At 71.0% G+C, this 17,223-nt stretch carries 10 protein-coding genes; 9 read left to right on the top strand and 1 reads right to left on the bottom strand.

The genetic code is table 11. The annotated features are described in order from the left end of the window. Positions 1–55: 55 nt before the first annotated feature. The 5 genes from ABZT93_RS34795 to hflX all read left to right on the top strand — a co-directional run bounded on the left by ABZT93_RS34795 (position 56) and on the right by hflX (position 7,944). Complete coding sequence (locus ABZT93_RS34795) at positions 56–559, top strand: hypothetical protein (RefSeq protein WP_356112204.1); 504 nt, start codon at positions 56–58, stop codon at positions 557–559. An 85-nt stretch (positions 560–644) separates the two neighbouring features. Next, the gene (gene dapF / locus ABZT93_RS34790) at positions 645–1,514 is read left to right on the top strand and encodes a diaminopimelate epimerase (protein WP_356112202.1); all 870 of its coding nucleotides are present in this window, start codon (positions 645–647) and stop codon (positions 1,512–1,514) included. A 287-nt stretch (positions 1,515–1,801) separates the two neighbouring features. Continuing rightward, the gene (locus tag ABZT93_RS34785) at positions 1,802–4,048 is read left to right on the top strand and encodes an HD domain-containing protein (RefSeq protein ID WP_356112200.1); all 2,247 of its coding nucleotides are present in this window, start codon (positions 1,802–1,804) and stop codon (positions 4,046–4,048) included. A 741-nt stretch (positions 4,049–4,789) separates the two neighbouring features. Continuing rightward, positions 4,790–6,316 (top strand): M1 family metallopeptidase, encoded by a 1,527-nt coding sequence (locus tag ABZT93_RS34780; protein ID WP_356112198.1) that lies wholly within the window; start codon positions 4,790–4,792, stop codon positions 6,314–6,316. 134 nt (positions 6,317–6,450) lie between these two features. Further along, entirely contained in the window at positions 6,451–7,944 is a 1,494-nt protein-coding gene (gene hflX, locus ABZT93_RS34775; RefSeq protein WP_356112196.1) for a GTPase HflX, read from the top strand. A gap of 133 nt (positions 7,945–8,077) precedes the next feature. On the opposite strand, the gene ABZT93_RS34770 is transcribed toward hflX, so the two are convergent. Further along, a complete protein-coding gene (locus ABZT93_RS34770; RefSeq protein WP_356112277.1) occupies positions 8,078–9,223 on the bottom strand; it encodes a hypothetical protein in 1,146 nt (381 codons plus the stop codon). A gap of 497 nt (positions 9,224–9,720) precedes the next feature. On the opposite strand from ABZT93_RS34770, the gene ABZT93_RS34765 reads away from it, so the two are divergent. From ABZT93_RS34765 to ABZT93_RS34750, 4 genes are all read left to right on the top strand, one after another. Next, entirely contained in the window at positions 9,721–11,370 is a 1,650-nt protein-coding gene (locus tag ABZT93_RS34765; RefSeq protein ID WP_356112195.1) for a diaminobutyrate--2-oxoglutarate transaminase family protein, read from the top strand. 673 nt (positions 11,371–12,043) lie between these two features. Further along, a complete protein-coding gene (locus ABZT93_RS34760) occupies positions 12,044–13,885 on the top strand; it encodes an IucA/IucC family protein (protein ID WP_356112275.1) in 1,842 nt (613 codons plus the stop codon). Between the two features lie 39 nt (positions 13,886–13,924). Continuing rightward, on the top strand, positions 13,925–14,770 hold the full coding sequence (locus tag ABZT93_RS34755) for a GNAT family N-acetyltransferase (RefSeq protein ID WP_356112194.1): 846 nt from the start codon (positions 13,925–13,927) through the stop codon (positions 14,768–14,770). 313 nt (positions 14,771–15,083) lie between these two features. Then, on the top strand, positions 15,084–17,102 hold the full coding sequence (locus ABZT93_RS34750) for an ATP-dependent DNA helicase (RefSeq protein ID WP_356112192.1): 2,019 nt from the start codon (positions 15,084–15,086) through the stop codon (positions 17,100–17,102). Positions 17,103–17,223: the final 121 nt, after the last annotated feature.

The raw sequence follows: 17,223 nt of genomic DNA, 5'->3' as shown, positions 1-17,223 counted from the left end.
CCATCATCGAGCTTCGATCGACCAAGTGGAGTCCGAGTTGGGAGGGCGCGTGGTGATGGAGGCCGGCCCTCGCGACACCGCACAAGGCATCGAGCCCCTCACCGCCGAGAGCGGTGAACCGGAGCAGGACGCGGAGCGTCTGATCTCCGACGGGCCCGACGACACCCAGGGCGGTGTGACCGCCGACGGTCCCGAGCCCGAGGAGATGTTCCCGGGCGGGGAAGAGGTCGAGGTCGAGCTGCGCCCGCAGCGCCGCCTGCGGATCTGGCAGCTCGCCCCCATCGTCTCGCTGGCCGCGGTGGGCTCCCTGATGTTCGCCTTCCCGCTAGCCTTCGACTTCGGCGACAGCGGAGCGGTGATCGCGATGCTGGGTCTGCTGATCTGCTCGTGCGCGGCCGGCTGGGGCTCGATGGCAGCGCGCCGCGTTGGTTACACGTGGCCCGGGCTGCCGCAGCGGGGTTCCGGTCGGCGCGCGGATTGGCGGGTCGTGATCGGATACGTGCTGCTGGTGGCCGTGGTGGTGGTTCTGGCGGTCTGGCGCGTAGCCAGGCTGCGCTGAAGCGCCGCTTCAGGGGCGCGGGGAACTGCTCGGCAACCTCCGCCGGGCCCGCGGCCGGGAACCGCGCCTCCCTTACGATCGAAGAATGAGCACCAGGATCGCCTTCCTCAAGGGCCACGGCACCGAGAACGACTTCGTGATCGTCCCGGACCCCGAGAACGCCCTCGACCTGCCCCCCGCCGCGGTCACCGCCCTGTGCGACCGCCGGGCCGGCATCGGCGGTGACGGCCTCCTCCACGTCGTACGGTCCGCCGCGCACCCCGAGGCCACGCACATGGCCGGGCAGGCCGAGTGGTTCATGGACTACCGCAACGGCGACGGCTCCGTCGCGGAGATGTGCGGCAACGGCGTACGCGTCTTCGCCCGCTACCTCCAGCACGCCGGTCACGTCACCGAGGGCGACCTCGCTGTGGCCACCCGCGGGGGCGTGAAGACCGTGCACATCGCGAAGGACGGTGACGTCACCGTCGGCATGGGCAGGGCGTTGCTCCCCGAGGGGGACGTCACGGTGAGCGTCGGCGACCGCCGTTGGCCCGCACGGAACGTGAACATGGGCAACCCGCACGCCGTGGCCTTCGTGGACGACCTCGCGCACGCCGGCGACCTGTACTCCCCGCCGCCGTTCAGTCCGGCCGACGCCTACCCGAGCGGGGTCAACGTCGAGTTCGTGGTCGACCGCGGCCCCCGCCACGTCGCCATGCGCGTGCATGAGCGCGGGGCGGGCGAGACCCGGTCCTGCGGCACGGGCGCGTGCGCCGTCGCCGTGGCCACGGCCCGCAGGGACGGCGCCGACCCGGCGGCCACCGGCAGCCCGGCGACGTACACCGTCGACGTGCCCGGCGGCACCCTGGTGATCACCGAACGGACCGACGGCGAGATCGAGATGACCGGCCCCGCGGTGATCGTCGCCGAAGGCGAGATCGATGGTGACTGGCTTGAAAACGCGGTTCGTTGACCATATGAATCGCAATGATCGGCGTCCCGGGGACGTGGAACCGCAGCCTCCGAGCCCTTGTGCGATTCAGAACCACAGTCAGTCGCAGGTCAGATGGCGCGAAATGGTAAACCTGCAAACCTTCGCTCGAATGGGTGATCCGTTTCACGCTCGCCGAGAGGCGGTCAGCCGGGCGTGATGGGCTCGGTAGCATCAAGCACCGGCCCGGACGGGGGACAGATGCCATCCCCTGAGCCGTGTCCGCCATGGGGCACCCCGTCCGCCGGTCCACGCAGCCGGAGGTGCCCATGAGTGCGGAGGCGACGAACCCCGCGACCCCAGGTCCGGTAGCAGGCCCGGCCGCCCGCTGGCGGGCGCGGATCGACCTGCGCCGTCTGGGCCGTGCCGCGCTGCTCGGCCCCGCCGCCCGCGACCGGCTGCCCGACGCCATCGGCCACGTTGCCGAGGCCCACCGCGCCCACCACCCCGACGCCGACCTCGAGCCGCTGCGCCGCGCCTGGGTCCTGGCCGAGTCCTCGCACCGCGGCCAGATGCGCAAGAGCGGTGAGCCGTACATCACACACCCGCTCGCGGTGACCCTGATCCTCGCCGAACTCGGCGCCGAGACCACGACCCTGACGGCCTCTCTGCTCCACGACACCGTCGAGGACACCGAGGTGACGCTCGATCAGGTCGGCGAGGAGTTCGGCGCGGAGGTCCGCTTCCTCGTCGACGGCGTCACCAAGCTGGAGAAGGTCGACTACGGCGCCGCCGCCGAGCCCGAGACCTTCCGCAAGATGCTCGTCGCCACCGGCAACGACGTCCGCGTGATGTCGATCAAACTCGCCGACCGGCTGCACAACATGCGCACCCTCGGCGTGATGCGCCCCGAGAAACAGGCCCGCATCGCCAAGGTCACCCGCGACGTTCTCATCCCGCTCGCCGAACGCCTCGGCGTCCAGGCCCTCAAGACCGAACTGGAAGACCTGGTCTTCGCGATCCTCCACCCCGAGGAGTACGAGCACACGCGCGAGCTGATCGTCGACAACGCCTCCCGCGCGGACGACCCGCTCGCCGAGATCGCCGACGAGGTGCGGGGGGTGCTGCGCGAGGCCGGCATCCAGGCCGAAGTCGTCATCCGGCCACGGCACTTCGTCTCCGTGCACCGGACGGCCCGCAAGCGCGGCCGGCTGCGCGGCGCGGACTTCGGCCGCCTGCTGGTCCTGGTCGGCGAGGACGCGGACTGCTACGCCGTCCTGGGCGAACTGCACACCTGTATGACACCTGTCGTCTCGGAGTTCAAGGACTTCATCGCGGTACCGAAGTTCAACCTGTACCAGTCGCTGCACACCGCCGTGGCCCGCGGCGACGGCCAGGTGGTCGAGGTCCTCATCCGCACCCACCAGATGCACAAGGTCGCCGAGGCCGGCGTGGTGGCGCTCGGCAATCCGTACGCGTCCCCTTCGGACTCCTCGGAGGAGCAGAGCGCGTCCCACGGCGTCGGCGCCGACGAGGAGCGGGTGGACCCCACCCGGCCCGGCTGGCTCTCCCGCCTCCTCGACTGGCAGGCGGCCGCGCCCGACGCGGACACCTTCTGGTCCACCCTGCGCGAGGACCTCGCCCAGGATCGGGAGATCACCGTCTTCCGGCCGGACGGCGGCACCCTGGGCCTGCCCGAGGGCGCGACCTGTGTGGACGCCGCTTACGCGCAGTACGGCGAGGACGCGCACGCGTGCCTGGGCGCTCGGGTCAACGGCCGCCTGGCGACCCTGAGCACCGTCCTCAAGGACGGCGACACCGTTCAGCTCCTCATGGGACAGGACCCGGCCGCCGAACCCTCCAAGGAGTGGCTGGAGCACGCGCACACCCCCGCGGCGCGGATCGCCATCCAGCGGTGGATCGCCACGCATCCCTCGCACGAGGCGCCGGAGGGCGCCGAGGAGCGCGACGGGACGGCGGGGGTGACCGGGCACGCGCGGGCCGGGCGGGGGGACGCGAACCCCTTCCGTGCCTCCGTCGCGGAGCCGTCGGCGGCCGACACACCCGACAGCGCGGGCCGGAGCAGCGCCGAGCCGCAGACCCCCGACGACCAGGCCGCGGACCGCCCCGGCGCCGCCGTCGCCCTCGTCGACCTGCCCGGCGCGACCGTACGGCTGGCCGGCTGCTGCACGCCCGTACCGCCCGACGAGATCACCGGCTTCGCGGTGCGCGGGGGAGTGGTCACCGTGCACCGCGTCGAGTGCGCCGCTGTGGCCCGTATGAAGGGGCGCAGGGAGGTCGGCGTGCGCTGGGGCGACACCGCCGAGTGCCGGGTCACGCTGTTCGCGGAGTCCTTCGGCCGTCCGCACCTCCTCGCCGACCTCACCGAGGCCATGGCCGGCGAGGGCGCCGAGATCGTCTCCGCGACCGTCGAACCCCCCAGCCAGCAGCGGGTGCGCCACACGTACACGGTCCAGCTGCCGGACGCGGCCCAGCTGCCCGCACTGATGAGGGCGATGCGGAACGTGCCGGGCGTGTACGACGTGAGCCGGGCGCAGACGCCGACGGGGGATTGAGGGAGGACTCGGGGGCCTGCGCTGGTCGGGATGGGTGCCGCAGGGGGCGCCGAGGGGGTGCCGTAGGGGCGCGGTGATCGGGGAGCCGAAGGGGGCGCGCGCCGACCGGGATGGGTGCCGTAGGGAGTCGCGCCAGCCGAGATGGGTGCCTCAGCGTGCCGCGCCGACCGGAGTCGACACTTCAGAGGCTCGTCAGACCCCAGGACGGCGCGTCAGGGGGGCGCGTTGATCGGGATCGGTGCCGCAGGTGTCTGACCGACCTGGGGGTGATGCGTCTGGGGGCGCGCTGAACCGGGATCGGTGCCTCAGTTGGCTCGTCCGAACCGGGAGTGACGCGTCTGGCGGGCGCGCCGACCGGAATCGACGCCTCAGAGGCTCGTCCGACCCCCCGGATCGGCACGTCAGGGGCGGCCGCGCCCACTGGGCCGCTTCCTCAAGGAGTCATCGTCGGATGGTGCCGGCACCTCACGCGTCGCGTTGTGCCGACCCGGGCGAGGAGCCCACAGGACGCCACCGCGCCCGTGAGGAACCGGCCCCTATGCCTTTCACACACGTGAGGATCGCTCCACACGCCCTTACGCTCGCGTGGCGTGCCGGCGCGAGCGGGAACGCACCTTGTGCCATGGCCGCACACCCGCACACCCACGCGCGCGTCTCCTCAACAGGACCGCAGGACCCCGTTCGAGTGGGCCCGTCGCGAGTCGCCGTCGTGGTGCACGCGCGCGCTGGTAGCGGTGGTGCATGCCGCTCACCCCCCGCACTCACCCCGCCCCTGCCCCCGTACCCCCCGCCGACGCCCCCCGTCGCCGTACCGCAAACGCCCGTCGCAACAGGGCGGCCGCGCTGCTCGCCTCCGCCGTCTCCGTCTGTCTGCTCGCCGCGAGCGCCCCGCCCACGCCGCTCGGTGTCGGCGACCGCCTCTTCCCCGACCTCGGCAACCCGGGCTACGACGTGGCGTCGTACGACCTCTCCTTCACCTACCCCGGCAGCAACAGCAAGCCGCTCACGGCCGTCACCACGATCGACGCCTGGACGACGACCGAACTCGACCGCCTCAACCTCGACTTCGCGCACGGCGAGGTCCGGTCGGTGGAGGTCGACGGACTGCCCGCGGCCTTCACCAGCGTCGGCGAGGACCTTGTCGTCACACCCGACACCCCACTGCCCGCCGGCAGCTGGATGCGGATCACCGTCCGTCACACGAGCGACCCCGTCTCCGCCGCGGACCGGGACGGCGGCTGGGTACGCACCACGGACGGCCTCGCCATGGCCAACCAGGCCGACGTCGCCCACCTGGTGTTCCCGTGCAACGACCACCCCTCCGACAAGGCGATGTTCACCATCCGGGTCACCGCGCCCGACGGTTACACGGCCGTCGCGAACGGACTGCCGACGGAGGTGGACCGCGTCGGCAAGGCGACCACCTGGACGTACCGCACCCAGCACCCCATGGCCACCGAGCTCGCGCAGGTGTCCATCGGCCGCTCCGCCGTGGTGCACCGCAGCGGACCGCACGGACTGCCCGTCCGGGACGTCGTACCGGCGAGGGACCGCGCCCAGCTCGAACCGTGGCTAAAGAAGACCCCCGGCCAGCTCGCCTGGATGGAGAAGAAGGTCGGTCCGTACCCCTTCGAGACGTACGGCATCCTCATGGCGACCGCCGACACCGGCTTCGAGTTGGAGACTCAAACCCTCTCCCTCTTCGAGAAGAATCTCTTCACCGAGCCCGCCTACCCCAAGTGGTACATCGAGTCGATCATGGTCCATGAGCTCGCCCACCAGTGGTTCGGCGACAGCGTCAGCCCCCGCACCTGGTCCGATCTGTGGCTCAACGAAGGACACGCCACCTGGTACGAGGCCTTGTACGCGGAGGAGAAGGCGGGCCACACCCTTGAGGCCCGCATGAAGGCCGCGTACGGCGCTTCCGACCGTTGGCGGGCGGCAGGCGGGCCGCCGGCCGCGCCCAAGCCGCCCAAGCCCGGCGAGAAGATCAGCATCTTCCGGGCGAACGTCTATGACGGCGCCGCCCTGGTTCTGTACGCCCTGCGCCAGGAGATCGGCCGCGGCCCCTTCGAGGCCCTGGAACGCGCATGGGTGCGGGAACACCGGGACGGCACGGCGTCGACCGCCGACTTCGTACGCCTCGCCTCCGAGATCTCCGGACGCGACCTCCACGGCTTCCTCCAGGACTGGCTGTACGGGGAGAAGACCCCGCCCATGCCCGGCCACCGGGACTGGAAGGCCGTGGCAGCCGCACCGGTGAAATAAGGCAGTGACGAGACGCCCCGTGCCGTGCGACCATCTTCAGGTCGGCGCGGCACGGGACAGGGGAATCTCCCGGGGTTCTCGTGCGTTGAGAGACATGACCGCCGAATCGGAATCCCCATCGACGTAAGGACCCAATGACCTCCTCTTCATCCCCTTCCCAGGACACGCAGCGCCTCGCGCACACCTACGCCGAAGGTCTTCGGGCCGATGCCCTGATGGAAGAGGACGTCGCCTGGAGCCACGAGATCGACGGAGAGCGGGACGGCGAGCAGTTCGACCGCTCCGAGCGCGCGGCCCTGCGCCGCGTCGCCGGCCTCTCCACCGAACTCGAGGACGTCACCGAGGTCGAGTACCGCCAGCTCCGTCTGGAGCGGGTCGTCCTCGTCGGCGTCTGGACCACGGGGACCGTGCAGGACGCGGACAACTCCCTCGCGGAGCTCGCCGCCCTCGCGGAGACCGCGGGCGCACTCGTGCTCGACGGCGTGATCCAGCGCCGCGACAAGCCCGACGCGGCCACCTTCATCGGTTCCGGCAAGGCCCTGGAGCTGCGTGACATCGTCGTCGAGTCCGGCGCGGACACCGTCATCTGCGACGGTGAACTCAGCCCCGGCCAGCTCATCGCCCTCGAAGACGTCGTCAAGGTCAAGGTCATCGACCGTACGGCCCTGATCCTCGACATCTTCGCCCAGCACGCCAAGTCCCGTGAGGGCAAGGCGCAGGTCGCGCTCGCGCAGATGCAGTACATGCTGCCGAGGCTGCGAGGCTGGGGTCAGTCGCTGTCCCGTCAGATGGGCGGCGGCAAGGGCGGCGGCCTCGCCACCCGTGGCCCCGGTGAGACCAAGATCGAGACGGACCGGCGCCGGATCCGCGAGAAGATGGCGAAGATGCGCCGGGAGATCGCGGACATGAAGACCGGCCGCGAGATCAAGCGCCAGGAACGCAAGCGCCACAAGGTGCCCTCGGTCGCCATCGCGGGCTACACCAACGCCGGCAAGTCGTCCCTGCTCAACCGCCTCACGGGCGCGGGCGTCCTGGTCGAGAACGCCCTGTTCGCGACCCTGGACCCCACCGTCCGCCGCGCGCAGACCCCGAGCGGCCGCCTGTACACGCTGGCCGACACCGTCGGTTTTGTACGGCACCTGCCGCACCACCTGGTCGAGGCGTTCCGCTCCACCATGGAGGAGGTCGGCGAGTCCGACCTGATCCTGCACGTGGTGGACGGCTCGCACCCGAACCCGGAGGAGCAACTGGCCGCCGTACGCGAGGTGATCAGGGACGTCGGCGCCACCGATGTACCCGAGATCGTTGTGATCAACAAGGCCGACGCGGCGGACCCGCTGACGCTTCAGCGGCTGATGCGGATCGAGAAGCGCTCCATCGCGGTCTCGGCCCGTACCGGCCAGGGCATCACCGAGCTGCTCGCCCTGATCGACAACGAACTGCCCAGGCCGTCCGTCGAGATCGAGGCGCTCGTGCCGTACACCCACGGCAAGCTGGTCGCCCGCGCCCATGACGAGGGCGAGGTGATCTCCGAGGAGCACACGGCGGAGGGCACCCTGCTCAAGGTCCGGGTGCACGAGGAGCTGGCCGCGGACCTGGCGCCGTACGTGCCGGTGCCGGTGGCCTGAGCGCATGTAGCCCAGCGGCCTTGAGGCCCGTCCCTTTCACAGGGGGCGGGCCTCGGTCACGTCCAGGTCACCGGCGGTCGTGCAGGTCACCGGCGGTCGTGCCCGATCGGCATGCTTGAGAGCGCCTGGGCTGTCACTGCCCCGCGAACTTCCGACTGACCGAGTCGTACACCCCCTCGGCCACCTCACCCAGCCGGGGCCCGGCCAGCCAACCCGCGGCCACCGGGCCGATCGAGGTGTTGGACACCAGCGCCGGCTCGCCGTCCGAGGCGGTCGCGACCCAGCCGCCGCCGGACGACCCACCGGTCATCGTGCAGCCGATCCGGTACATCGTCGGATCCGAGGCGTTGATCGACAGCCGTCCCGGCCTGTCCTGGCACTGGTACAGCGTCTCCCCGTCGAACGGCGCCGCCGCCGGATACCCCGCGGCCGTGATGCTCTCCACCCGCGGCACCGCCGGCGCGGCGAAGTCCACCGGCAGAGCCGAACCGATTGTCTCCTCCAAGGACTTGCCGGTGCCGCCTTCCTCCGGCGTCACATGAATGACGGCGAAGTCGTAGGGGGCACCGTCCCCACCGGTCGGACCGCCCCGCGCGATCCACTGATCCGACGTCCCCGCCCAGTCGGCCCACCAGACGCCGTACGGAGCGAGCTCGTCCTCGGTCGCACCCGCCAACTCCCCGGCCGAGAGGGCCCGGTCGTTGTAGGACGGCACGAACGCGATGTTGCGGTACCAGCCGCCACTCCTGCCCGCGTGCACACAATGCCCCGCGGTCCACACCAAGTTGGACCTGCCCGGGTGGGCCGGGTCCGCCACGACCGTCGCCGAGCAGACCATCGTGCCTTCGGGGGAGTCGAAGAACACCTTGCCCGCCTCGGGAACGTTGTCGTGGTACGTAGGAGATACGGCCTTCGCGTCCACCGGCGGCGGCTCCGGGTCGGTCACACCCTGGTCACCCGAGAGGTCGCTCTCCTGGACGCCGCGGTCGGGATCCTCGGCCTCCCGCATCCGGTCCGGGTTCCACAGGCCCTCGATGATGGGGTTGATGTAGTCCTGGGCCTCGCGCAGCCAGTCGTCCCTGTCCCAGTCCTTCCAGGCGCCGTTCTTCCACTGGTCGACATCGATCCCGTGCTCCTTCAGCCTGTCCCTGATGTCGTCCGGGATCGTGATCTTGCCGTCTCCCCCGGGGGTGTTGGAGGCGGAGGCCTGCGCATTCGCGTCCGGGCCGCCCGATTCGCAGCCGGTTACGGTCAACGCCAGCACCGAGGCGAGGGCCATTGCGGCCAGCAGGGGGGAGGTTGTTCGGCGCGCGGGGGAGGTTCTGCGGCGCGCACCCCTTCGGCCTTCGCCGTGGGCCGTCAACGGCAGTGGTCCGGATCGCATGCTCCGCCTCCCCCTGGTGTGGACGAACCCGGCGCCGGATCCGGGCACTTCCCGCAGACGTCCCGCGAGTTCACCTTCCGGCACCGCGCCTTGGAACGGCACCACACACTATGCGCCCGCTATGGGTGATTTCCGACGGAACCGCAACAGTTCCGTCACGCCAAAGATCTTCAGGCAACCCGTAACCCGCCGAACACTCCGGGGTTGGTAGCGGTGTGGGCCCGCTGTCGGCGGACGGTTCGGTCCCCGCGCCCCAATCCTGCGAGTTTTCCCGACAGTCGGGGCAGCGATGTGCCGAGATGTCGAGCAAAGGGTCCCGGGGCGCCGTATGTCGGGACGGGCGAGTCCGCCAGCGACCGTTTGCCCCTGCACAGCGCGACGACGGGAGAACCATGGCCGTGACCGAGACCGCACCCGGGGAGGCCACGGCGGGGCAGACCGCCGTCGCGGAACCGTCGCAGGCCCGCTCCGCGCACGAGGGCATCCTGCGGCGCCAGTCGGCCCGCGAGTCGGCAGCGCGCACCTACGCCCGGGCCCTCCCGATCGTCCCAGTACGCGCCCGCGGCCTGACCATCGAGGGCGCCGACGGCCGCCGCTACCTCGACTGCCTCTCGGGCGCCGGCACGCTGGCCCTCGGCCACAACCACCCCGTCGTCCTGGAAGCCATTCGCAAGGTCCTCGACTCGGGTGCGCCCCTTCACGTTCTCGACCTCGCGACCCCCGTCAAGGACGCCTTCACCACCGAACTGTTCCGAACCCTCCCTCCTGGGCTCGCCGACCGTGCACGCGTGCAGTTCTGCGGCCCGGCCGGCACCGACGCGGTGGAGGCTGCCTTCAAGCTCGTACGGGCCGCGACCGGCCGCAACGGCATGCTCGCCTTCGCCGGCGCCTACCACGGCATGACCTCCGGCGCCCTCGAGGCGTCCGGCGAGGCCCCGGACGTACGGGTCGCCCGGTTGCCCTATCCGCAGGACTACCGCTGCCCCTTCGGGGTCGGTGGCCCGCATGGCGCCGAACTCGCCGCCCGCTGGACACAATCCGTCCTCGACGACCCCAAATCCGGGGTGCCGCTGCCCGCCGGGATGATCCTCGAACCCGTCCAGGGCGAGGGCGGGGTCCTTCCGGCCCCGGACGAGTGGATGCGGCGCATGCGCCAGATCACGGCCGACCGCTCGATCCCGCTCATCGCCGACGAGGTCCAGACGGGGGTTGGCCGAACCGGCGCCTTCTGGGCCGTGGAGCACAGCGGCATCACCCCCGACGTGATGGTCCTCTCCAAGGCCATCGGCGGCAGCCTGCCTCTCGCTGTCGTCGTCTACCGCGACGACCTCGACGTCTGGGAACCCGGCGCCCACGCAGGCACCTTCCGCGGCAACCAACTCGCCATGGCCGCGGGCACGGCCACGATGGCCTACGTCCGGGAGAACGACCTCACGGCGCGCGCGGCAACGCTGGGGGCCCGGATGCTGTCTCAACTCCAGTCGCTGGCACAGGAGTTCCCCGTGATCGGCGACGTGCGGGGGCGGGGGTTGATGATCGGGGTTGAGATGGTCGAGGGGGCGGGTGAGGTGGCGGGGGAGGGGCTGGGTGTCGCTGGATCCAATGGACCTGGTGCATCCGGTGCAGCCGGTGGATTCAGGGAGGCCGGTGAGGCTGGCGGACCGGGGTTGTCGGTCGGGAGCGGTGGCGGAGAAGGGTCCGCCGGATTGTCGGACACGGTCGGACCAGGCAGCGCGGCTGGTGCGAGCGCTGCGCTGACGCCTGGTGCCGTCCCGTCTCCCCGCCCTGCCTCTCCGGAACTCGCCGCCGCCGTCCAGCGGGAGTGCCTCCGACGCGGCCTGATCGTCGAGCTCGGTGGCCGTCACGCGAGCGTCGTCCGCCTGCTCCCGCCCCTGACGATCACCGAGGAACAGGCGACCGCCGTCCTTGACCGACTTGCCGACGCGGTGGCCGCGGTGGCCCGCAGTCACAGCCCCGGTGGCGGGAGGCACCAGCAGCACCGACGCCGGGGCCGGGACGAGGGCGACGGGACGGCGAGGTAGCTGCCGAGCCGACAGTGGGAGTCGATGGAGCGGCAGAAGCCGGCGGTATGGGCGGCGCGGCCTGGGCGGTAGCGGCCCGTGTGTCGGTCGGGGCCGATCAAGCGGCAACTGGGGTGTTGGGGGTAACTGGGGTGTTGGCTGAGGCCGACCGATCGGCAGGGGCCGGAGACGCGGCTGGAGCGGCACAAGAGCCCGGGGACGCGGCCACACCTCCGGACGGAGTGAACGCCCCTGCCGAAACCGCTGTGACAGCGGCACTCGGCGCCGGGGCCGAGTGCCGGGTCGGAATCGGGTCCAGGTCAGAAGCCGGAGTGCGGATCCGGCCAGCAGCTGCCACCACACCCCGCGCCACCGGCCGAGCCGCGTTCCGCTCGCCGGCACCTCCGAACCACCCCCGCCATCAAGTCGATTGGTCACAGATCCCTTCCCGAACACCACTCACCTCCACGCTCTTTTCTCACCAAGCCCTCGTCCAGCCGCCGTGATCCCTGTCCCGGCCCGGGCAACATCGACCCACCACCCCCGAGGAACACGGAACTTGAACACCACCCCCACCCCCCACAGCCCCGCCCCCGCACACCCCCGCACCCACTCCGACACAGCTCCCTCCCCGCAGCGCCGCGCCCGCCCCGCCCACACCCCGTCGCAGGGAGGCCCGCCCGAACAGGAGGGTCTGCGCGGCGCCACCGCCGACCCTCTGGACCATCCCGACCCACACAGTGCCGCCGAAGCCGCGGCGGTGGAGAATCTGCTCCGTTGCTGGGTACGCGAGACCGACCTGCCCGCCCCCACGGGCGGCACCCTTCGCATCCCCCTCACAGCCAGTGGCGCATCCCTCCTCGTCCCCATCCACTACTGGTCCCCGACGGGATGGCACCGCTTCGGCCTCCCCCACCTCGCCGACGCCCCCCAACAAGCTCCGCCGGTCGACGCGGTCACCGTCGCGGCACTGCTCACCCGTGAGTCGCTGGCCACAGAAACCCCCGCCCCCGCAGGTGCTGCCGAACTGGTGGCCCGCGTCGCCGACTCCATCCGCCGCACCGCCACCTTCGTCCGCGAGCGCCGCAAGGACCCCGGCGACGGTCCCGACCTCTTCCTCACCGCCGAACAGTCGCTCGTGCTCGGCCACCCTCTGCACCCCGCCCCGAAGAGCCGCGAAGGTCTCTCCGAAGCTGAAGGGGCCCTGTACTCACCCGAATTGCGCGGCTCCTTCCCCCTGCACTGGCTCGCTGTCGATCCCTCCCTCCTCGCCACCGATTCGGCCTGGACCGAACGCGGTCGTCCCGTCGCCGCCGCCCAGCTCACCCAGCGCCTGGCCGGCGCCGACCTGCCGCTGCCCGACGGCCGCACGGCCCTGCCGCTGCATCCCTGGCAACTCCGCGAGGTCCGGAACCGCCCCGAGACCGCTCCTCTCTTCGACACCGGGCTGCTCCAGGACCTGGGCACCCACGGCTCCCCTTGGCACCCCACCTCCTCCGTACGTACCGTTCATCGCTCCGGCGCCCCCGCCATGCTCAAGCTCTCGCTGGGCCTGCGCATCACCAACTCCCGCCGCGAGAACCTCCGCAAGGAACTCCATCGCGGTGTCGAGGTACATCGGCTCCTGCGCAGCGGTCTGTCCAAGGTGTGGCAGGCGGCCCACCCGGCGTTCGACATCGTCCGCGACCCGGCCTGGCTGGCCATCGACGGGCCCGACGGCAGTCCCGTCCCCGGAATCGACGTGGTGATCCGGCACAACCCGTTCAGCACCTCGGACGACGTCTCCTGCATCGCCGGACTCGTCTCACCACGCCCCGACGTTCGAGCAGGCACCGCCGAGGCATGTCCGGACATGGGCGGCCCGGGCAGGGGCTACCCCCCGGACGTGAACCGCCCGGAGACGCACCGCCCGGCCTGGCGATCCCGGCTGGGGGAGATCGTCACCCGGCTCGCCGCCCGCACCGGCCGCCCCCGAGGAGCCGTCTCCACCGAGTGGTTCCTGCGCTACCTGGAACACGTCGTTCGCCCGGTGCTGTGGCTCGACGGCGAGGCAGGGATCGCGCTGGAGGCACACCAGCAGAACACCCTGGTCCTGCTGGACGGTGACGGCTGGCCCGCCGGCGGCCGCTACCGCGACAACCAGGGCTACTACTTCCGTGAGTCCCGGCGGGCGGAACTCGACGCCCGGCTGCCCGGCATCGGCGTACACAGCGACACCTTCGTCTCCGACGAAGTCACCGACGAGCGTTTCGCCTACTACCTCGCGATCAACAACGTCCTCGGCCTCATCGGTGCGTTCGGCTCCCAGCGCCTGGCCGACGAACGGCTGCTGCTCGCCGCCTTCCGCCGCTTCCTCGCCGACGTGGCCCACGGACCCACCCGACTGCGCTCCACGCTTCCGGGGCGTCTGCTCGACTCACCCGTCCTGCGCTGCAAGGCCAATCTGCTGACCCGCGCGCACGGCTTGGACGAACTCGTCGGCCCGGTCGACACCCAGTCCGTCTACGTCACCATCGCCAACCCCCTTCACTCCTGAGGAACATGACCGACCCCGCCTCCTGAGAGGAGCGCCTGCGTGTCTGCCGACGCGACTGCCGACGCCGTTTCCGCCCCCTCGCCCGACGTCGGCACCGGCCCCTGTCCCGCCCCGGGCGAGGACGGCACCGCCCGGTGCACTGACCGGAGCACTGACCACGAGGACACACTGGACCTGCGCCTGCCGGATGAATTCGTCGCACGCTTCGAGACGGGGCGGCCCGGCGCGGGCGACACCGATGCCGAGGACGGGCCGGGGCCGCAGAGCCGGGGCGACAGCACCGCACCCCCCGCCTCGCCCACCCCGGCCGGCTACGACCTGCTCGACGGTGTCGCCGGCTGGGGGCCGATCGCGACCCCGGTCGGCGTGTTCCAACTCGTGCCCGTACGTGTCGAGCGGGACCTTGCCCTCGTCTGCCGTTGGATGAACGACCCCGCAGTGGCCGCGTTCTGGGAGCTGGCCGGGCCCCAGAACGTGACGGAGGACCACCTGCGGTCCCAGCTGGCCGACGACGGACGCAGTGTTCCCTGCCTAGGGGTGCTGGAGGGCACCCCGATGAGCTACTGGGAGGTCTACCGGGCGGACCTGGATCCGCTGGCCCGCCACTACCCGGCCAGACCGCACGACACCGGTATCCATCTGCTCATCGGCGCTGTCGCCGATCGGGGTCGCGGTCTTGGCAGCACTCTGCTCAGAGCCGTCGCCGATCTCGCACTCGACAGGAGACCCGCCTGTGCCCGCGTCATCGCGGAACCCGACCTTCGGAACATTCGGTCCGTCACCGCCTTTCTGAGCGCAGGTTTCCGCTTCTCGGCCGAGGTGGACCTGCCCGCCAAACGGGCGGCCCTCATGATCCGAGACCGGTCCCTGCGCGGTCTGTTGTAGCAACACGTGATCGCGCAATCACTTCTGGTACACCGCTCGCGCCGAGCCGGTTCCCATCTGCCGCAGGACTTTTTTTCGACGGCCTCGAACCGCACGAGTCCCGCTCCATCGCCCCACTGGGCCTCGATCATTTCCGGCCATTGACGGATCGAGGTCGGTCCCGACCGGACCATGTCCGGCCGAAGTCGGACCGAAGGCGAGGCGATCCGACTTCCAGCCGCTGCTTCTCCGAGGAGCCCCCGGTCTTGATCCCGTCCCTCGTCCCCGCCTTGATCACCCCTTTGTCAGTGCCGGGCCGTAGGGTGGTCGCGCTATGACGAAGCCCTCACTCCCCGAACTCCTGCATGCTGCCGTCACTGCCGTCGGCGGTACGGAGCGCCCCGGCCAGGTGACCATGGCCGAATCCGTCGCGGACGCGATCGACGAAGGTTCCCACCTGCTGGTGCAGGCCGGCACCGGTACCGGAAAGTCGCTCGGCTATCTCGTGCCCGCGCTCGCGCACGGGGAGCGGGTCGTCGTCGCGACGGCCACCCTGGCACTGCAGAGACAGCTCGTCGAACGCGACCTGCCCCGCACGGTCGAGGCGCTGCACCCGCTGCTGCGCCGCCGCCCTGAGTTCGCGATGCTCAAGGGCCGGTCGAACTATCTGTGTCTGCACCGCCTCCACGAAGGCGTCCCGCAGGACGAGGAAGAGGGACTCTTCGACCGGTTCGAGGCCGCCGCACCCACCAGCAAGCTGGGCCAGGATCTGCTGCGGCTCCGGGACTGGTCGCAGGACACCGAGAACGGCGACCGCGACGACCTCACACCGGGAGTCTCCGACCGCGCCTGGGCGCAGATCTCCGTGTCCTCACGGGAGTGCCTGGGCGCGACGAAGTGTGCCTACGGCGCCGAGTGCTTCGCCGAGATGGCCCGTGAGCGCGCCAAGCTCGCCGAGGTCGTCGTCACCAACCACGCGCTGCTCGCGATCGACGCCATCGAAGGCGCCCCCGTCCTCCCCCAGCACGAAGTGCTGATCGTCGACGAGGCGCACGAGCTGGTGTCCCGGGTCACCGGCGTCGCCACCGGCGAACTCACCCCCGGCCAGGTCAACCGTGCGGTGCGCCGCGCCGCGAAGCTCGTCAACGAAAAGGCGGCCGACCAGCTCCAGACCGCTGCCGAGGGCTTCGAGCGGTTGATGGAGCTCGCTTTGCCCGGCCGGTTGGAGGAGATCCCGGAGGACCTCGGCTACGCGCTGATGGCACTGCGCGACGCCGCCCGTACGGTCATCTCCGCGATCGGAGCGACGCGCGACAAGTCGGTCCAGGACGAGGACGCGGTCCGCAAGCAGGCGCTGGCCTCCGTGGAGTCGGTGCACGACGTGGCGGAGCGGATCACGAACGGTTCGGAGTGGGACGTGGTCTGGTACGAGCGCCATGACCGCTTCGGCGCCTCCCTGCGCGTGGCCCCCATGTCCGTCTCCGGTCTGCTGAGGGAGAAGCTGTTCGCGGACCGCTCCGTGGTCCTGACCTCGGCGACCCTGAAGCTCGGCGGCGACTTCAACGGCGTAGGGGCGTCCTTGGGGCTCGCCCCGGAAGGGACCGAGGGCGAAGACCTGCCGAAGTGGAAGGGCCTCGACGTCGGTTCGCCCTTCGACTACCCGAGGCAGGGCATCCTCTACGTCGCCAAGCACCTCGCGCGCCCCGCGCGGGACGGCGACCGAGCGGACATGCTCGACGAACTGACGGAGCTCATCCAGGCGGCCGGTGGCCGCACCCTGGGGCTGTTCTCCTCCATGAGGGCGGCCCAGCTGGCCGCCGAGGAACTGCGCTCCCGTATCCCGGAGTTCCCGATCCTTCTGCAGGGTGAGGAGACCCTCGGCGAGTTGATCAAGAACTTCGCGGCCGACCCGAAGACCTGTCTCTTCGGCACGCTGTCGCTCTGGCAGGGTGTCGACGTGCCCGGACCCAGCTGCCAGCTGGTCGTCATGGACAAGATCCCGTTCCCACGCCCCGACGACCCCCTGATGAGCGCCCGCCAGAAGGCGGTGGAGGACGCGGGCGGCAACGGCTTCATGGCGGTCGCCGCCACGCACGCCGCCCTGCTCATGGCCCAGGGCGCCGGTCGCCTCGTTCGGGCCTCGGGGGACCGAGGCGTCGTCGCCGTACTGGATCAGCGGCTGGCTACGGCTCGCTACGGCAGTTATCTCAAGGCGTCACTGCCCGACTTCTGGTACACCACGGACCGTAACCAGGTCCGTAAGTCACTGACGGCCATCGACGCCGCGGCGAAGGCCACAGAAGCGGCGGAACTCGCGGCCGAGGCGGAGAAGGCTCGGGAGGAACTCGGGTGATCGCCGTGGTCTGACCCGTTTCCGGTGGGACTGCCCCGGTACACGCACTCGCCGTTGCCGCTGCTGTGGCTGGACTTGGCGAACTCGAAGTGCGGCACGGTCACAGCTCCTTGCGGATGCG

This window comes from Streptomyces sp. NPDC005303, from assembly GCF_040607335.1.
In the GTDB taxonomy this organism is placed as follows: domain Bacteria; phylum Actinomycetota; class Actinomycetes; order Streptomycetales; family Streptomycetaceae; genus Streptomyces.
Note: the sequence above shows the minus strand (reverse complement) of the source record. Positions and strands in the feature narration are given on the sequence as shown.